Origin of the sequence: Microbacterium sp. (assembly GCF_030149085.1) — a bacterium.
GTDB lineage: Bacteria > Actinomycetota > Actinomycetes > Actinomycetales > Microbacteriaceae > Microbacterium.
Genome location: NZ_JASBSF010000089.1, coordinates 1 through 4,579, shown reverse-complemented (window position 1 = coordinate 4,579; position 4,579 = coordinate 1). Strand labels below are relative to the sequence as shown.

The following is a 4,579-nucleotide window of genomic DNA, read 5'->3' as shown; positions in this document are numbered from 1 at the left end:
CTCGGCGACGAGCTTCTCGGTGGGGGTGGTCATGACTTCTCCTTCGTGTGCGGCCGCGGCTCAGGCGCCAGCGGCGGCGATCGTCTCGTGAGCGGCGGCCACGACTGCTTCGGTCGTGATGCCGAACTTCTGGAACAGCGTCTTGTAGTCAGCCGATGCACCGAAGTGCTCGATCGACACGGACCGGCCGGCGTCGCCGACGATCCCGCGCCACGGCATCGCCAGGCCCGCTTCGACCGAGACGCGTGCCTTGACGGATGCCGGCAGCACACTCTCGCGGTATGCGTCGTCCTGCTCGGCGAACCACTCCAGCGACGGAGCGGAGACCACGCGTGCGCCGATGCCCTGCTGGGCAAGCTGCGCGCGAGCGTCCACGGCGAGTTGAACCTCGGAGCCTGTCCCGATCAGGATCACGTCGACGGTGCCCGTAGGTGAGTCGGCGAGCACGTACGCGCCCTTGGCGGCGAGCTCGGCCGACGCGAACTCGTCGCCGGATGCCTCACCTGTCCCACGGGGGAACGTCGGAACGTTCTGGCGAGTCAGTGCGATTCCTGCGGGGCCCTCGTGACGGCGGACGAGCTCGAGCCAGACGGCTGCTGTCTCGTTCGCGTCGGCTGGGCGCACAACAGCGAAGTTCGGGATCGCGCGCAGTGCGGCGAGCTGCTCGATCGGCTGGTGCGTCGGACCGTCTTCACCCAGCGCAACCGAGTCGTGCGTCCACACGAACAGCGTCGGGATGTTCATCAGGGCGGCCAAACGCACCGGGGGACGCATGTAGTCGCTGAAGATCAGGAACGTGCCGCCGAACGGGCGAGTCGGGCCGTGCAGCACGATGCCGTTGAGGATGGATCCCATTGCGTGCTCGCGGATGCCGAAGTGCAGCACACGACCATACGGTGAGCCGCTCCACTCGTGGGTGGACCACTCCTCCGGGATGAACGACGCTGCATTCTTGATGGTCGTCAGGTTCGACTCCGCGAGGTCGGCCGAACCACCCCACAGCTCAGGAAGCTCCGCGGCGAGGGCGTTGATGACCAGGCCGGACGCGGCGCGGGTGGAAACATCCTTGCCTGCCTCGAACTGGGGGAGCGCTTCGGCGATGTTCGCGGGGAGTTCGCGGGCGTGGAGTCGGTCCCACAGCGCCTTGCGCTCCGGGTTGGCCGCTGCCCACGCATCGAACTTCTCCTGCCAGGCAGCCTTCTCGGCCTCGCCGCGCTCGACGAGCGAACGCGTGTGGGCGATGACGTCATCGGGAACATCGAAGGTCGTGTCGGGATCCCAGCCGAGGACCTTCTTGGTCGCTGCGAGCTCTTCGCCGCCGAGGGCAGCGCCGTGGATCTTGCCGCTGTTCTGCTTGCCGGGGGAGGGCCAGCCGATGATCGTCTTGAGAATGATGATCGAGGGCTTGTCGGTGACGCCCTTCGCCTTCTCAATGGCCTCGTACAGCTCGTGTACGTCCTCGACGTACTGACCCGACTTCTTCCAGTCGACGGTCTGCACATGCCAGTCGTAGGCCTCGTAGCGCCCCGCGACATCCTCGGTCAGGGCGACGTTCGTGTCGTCCTCGATCGAGATCTGGTTGGAGTCGTAGATGACGACGAGGTTGCCGAGTTGCTGGTGACCGGCAAGCGAGGATGCCTCGCTCGTCACACCTTCTTCAAGGTCGCCGTCGGACGCGATGACGTATATGAAGTGGTCGAATGGCGACTCGCCGGCCGGTGCCTCGGGGTCGAAGAGGCCCCGCTCGTACCGCGCGGCGTAGGCGAAGCCGACCGAGGATGCCAGACCCTGGCCGAGCGGCCCTGTCGTGATCTCGACGCCCTTGGTGTGGCCGTACTCGGGGTGGCCCGGGGTCAGCGAGCCCCACGTGCGGAGCGACTTGAGGTCGTCGAGCTCGAGGCCGAATCCGCCGAGGTAGAGCTGGATGTACTGCGTGAGCGAGGAGTGACCGCACGAGAGGATGAAGCGGTCGCGGCCGGGCCAGTGCGTGTCAGTCGGGTCATGCTTCATGACCCGTTGATACAGCAGATAGGCCGCGGGAGCGAGGCTCATCGCCGTCCCGGGGTGTCCGTTACCGACCTTCTCTACGGCATCCGCCGCGAGAACGCGAGCGGTGTCCACCGCGCGCTTGTCGATCTCATCCCAACGCAGTTCCGTCACCGGATTGCCTTCCGTTCGAGAGGGGTGCGCCCTGAGACCACCGGTCCGCAGACCGCGTCACCACGGGAAGAGCAGCCGGCGCAGAGCGCGCGTGTGCTTTCAGCATAGCGATTCCGGTTCCCGCAGTGGGCCGTGTTTCGAAGCCGTAGAGGGGACCTCAGAGAACCAGCCTGCGGGCAATGCCATAGACTGGAAATCCCTGGGTGACGGCCGATAGTGAGGGCAATGGACATTTCCACGACGACGCGTGCGCAGCTCGCACCCGCATCGTTCGGCCGCACCGTCCGCGCCTATATCGCCCTGACCAAGCCGCGCGTTCTCGAGCTGTTGCTGGTGACGACGGTTCCCGTCATGATCCTTGCGCAGCAGGGGTTCCCGCCGCTGTGGCTCGTTGTCGCGACCGTCATCGGCGGCTCGGCAAGCGCCGGATCGGCAGCGACGTTCAACATGTACCTGGACCGCGATATCGACGCGCACATGCAGCGCACCGAGAACCGTCCCCTCGTCACCGGCGAGGTCTCTCCCCGTGGGGCGCTGATCTTCGCGTGGTCACTTGCCGTCGCGTCGACCTTGTGGCTCGGCTTCACGACCAACTGGCTCGCGGCAGCACTGTCGGCCGGCGCGATCTTCTTCTACGTCGTCATCTACACGATGATTCTCAAGCGCCGCACCGAACAGAACATCGTGTGGGGCGGCATCGCCGGATGCTTCCCGGTCCTGATCGGCTGGAGTGCCGTCACCGGATCGCTGGCGTGGCCCGCACTCATCCTGTTCTTGCTCGTCTTCCTGTGGACTCCGCCGCACTACTGGCCGCTGTCGATGAAGTACCGCGACCAGTACGACGAGGTGGACGTTCCCATGCTCGGCGCCACGCGCTCCGGCTCGCAGGTCGGCCTTCAGGTCATCCTCTACGCGTGGGCGACAGTCGTGACGTCGCTGCTGCTGATTCCCGTCGCCTCGATGGGGATCGTGTACACGGCATCCGCACTCGTCTTCGGCGGCTGGTTCATCTACGAGTCACATGTCCTCTACGCTCGCGCGGTGCGCGGCACGGAGCCGCGGCCCATGCGTGTCTTCCACGCATCCATCACGTACTTGACGCTGCTGTTCGTCGCGATCGCCGTCGACCCGCTGCTTCCGTTCTAGGAACGCCATCGCTCTCGTGCCCCGACGCGCACGAGAGAAGGCCCCGCCCGTCGAACGATGTTCGGCGAGCGGGGCCTTCTCTATCAGCCGGGGGCGGAGGTCAGCGGTTCTCCGGTGCCTCGGTGTCGGCCTGAGCGGCTGCTTCTGCTGCAGCCGCCGGCGGCGCGGTGTCGGTCGTTGACGTCTCGACATCGGCATCCTCGAAGACCGGCGCCTGCTCGGCAGCGGGAGCCGCCTCCTCGACGATGACGGTTTCTTCGACGAAGGCAGTCTCGGCCACGGGGGTGGGCAGGGCCGAGCGGAGGGCGGCGAGGGTCAGCACGAGCAGCACACCGAGGATGCCGGCGCCCACCAGGACACCGCCGAATCCGATCCACGCGGGGCTCACGTACACCTGCTCGTAGGTGGCCGAACCATCCGCGAGCGTCGCACTCATCTCGCTCACCTTGGTCAGCACGAGCCAGAGCCCGACGCCGATGCTGGCGAGGGAGGCGAGAAGCAGCACCCAGAAGGGGACGCTGCGGGCAAGGCGATTGGTCATAGGGAAACTCCTGCGAAGGGATGGATTTCGGTCACGCCGAAGAGATCGGCGCGACCAGTCTGGTCCCTGGACGCGTGCTGTGTCGATGCGTCAGCTATGGATCGCCTGTGCGTCGGCGGGGTCCTCCGCGGTGTCAGACACCCTGACCGGCTGCTTGAGGTTCAGGACGAGTGCGGTCATCGCTGCGGCCAGGAGCGATGCCAGCACCATGTGAATGCCCACCGCCAGTGGGGGCAGTCCGTTGCGTGCTTGGAAGAGCCCGACGGCGATCTGGAGCACTTCCACGCCGAGAACTGCCTGGGTCCACGCCACCACGCGCGGTATCTCACGGCGCCGGCGATAGGCGAAGCCGAGCAGGACGAGAGTCATCGCGAAGAGCGCGTACGACGGCCAGGCGTGCACGTGCTCGAGGATCTCTGCATTGAAGCCGTTCCGTCCGGCATCTGCGTCGCCCGAGTGTGGGCCGGCCCCGGTGGTCAGGATTCCGAAGAAGATCGTGACCGCCAGCACGGCGGTGGTGGCGTGCACCCAGATCGCATGCACCGTGGTGACGACGCGTACGCGGGGACCGCCCGGCGTGCGCATGAGAACGAGGAAGGCTGCACACACCGCCACGAGGATGACCGAAGCGACGTAGTGGAATCCGACGATGAACGGGTTTAGTCCCGTCAGCACCGTGATGCCTCCGACCAGGGCCTGAGCGATGATGCCCAGCAACACCACCAGGGAGAG

At 66.3% G+C, this 4,579-nt stretch carries 3 protein-coding genes and 1 pseudogene; 1 reads left to right on the top strand and 3 read right to left on the bottom strand.

The annotated features are described in order from the left end of the window. Positions 1–60: 60 nt before the first annotated feature. Complete coding sequence (tkt, locus tag Q1V87_RS03700) at positions 61–2,160, bottom strand: transketolase (RefSeq protein WP_300590880.1); 2,100 nt, start codon at positions 2,158–2,160, stop codon at positions 61–63. Between the two features lie 225 nt (positions 2,161–2,385). Between tkt and Q1V87_RS03695 the strand changes: the two genes are divergently transcribed. Further along, complete coding sequence (locus tag Q1V87_RS03695) at positions 2,386–3,306, top strand: heme o synthase (RefSeq protein WP_300590879.1); 921 nt, start codon at positions 2,386–2,388, stop codon at positions 3,304–3,306. 100 nt (positions 3,307–3,406) lie between these two features. Here Q1V87_RS03695 and Q1V87_RS03690 read toward each other — a convergent pair whose 3' ends face one another. Beyond that, a complete protein-coding gene (locus tag Q1V87_RS03690) occupies positions 3,407–3,847 on the bottom strand; it encodes a dinucleotide-utilizing enzyme (protein ID WP_300590878.1) in 441 nt (146 codons plus the stop codon). Positions 3,848–3,937: 90 nt separating this feature from the next. After that, positions 3,938–4,579 (bottom strand): annotated as a pseudogene (locus Q1V87_RS03685) (heme A synthase); the annotation flags it as partial.